1 protein-coding gene is annotated in these 230 nt (G+C 67.8%); it reads left to right on the top strand.

Translation table 11 applies throughout. From position 1 onward, the window contains the following. Positions 1-203, top strand: a 203-nt coding sequence (locus G8O24_RS43895) for a DUF736 domain-containing protein (RefSeq protein WP_188108507.1), incomplete at its 5' end; no start/stop codon positions are given. Positions 204-230 lie beyond the last annotated feature (27 nt).

Raw genomic sequence — 230 nt, 5'->3', positions numbered from 1 at the left:
GCGATCCCGCCTCCACCAGCGACAAGGCGCCAGACCTGCGCGTGATCGTCTCAGGCGTCGAGATCGGTGCCGCCTGGCGCCGGACTTCGAAGGACAATCGCTCCTACCACTCGGTCAAGCTCGACGATCCGTCCTTCCCGGCGCCGATCTACGCCAACCTCGTCGCGGTCGATGACGGCTACGCGCTGGTTTGGTCGCGCTGATCCGCAGGCCTTGCGGCGCCTCGCCTC

Origin of the sequence: Bradyrhizobium campsiandrae (genome assembly GCF_014529705.1) — a bacterium.
In the GTDB taxonomy this organism is placed as follows: Bacteria; Pseudomonadota; Alphaproteobacteria; order Rhizobiales; family Xanthobacteraceae; genus Bradyrhizobium; species Bradyrhizobium campsiandrae.
The sequence above is the reverse complement of the archived record's forward strand: the minus strand, read 5'-3'. Positions and strand labels throughout refer to the sequence as shown.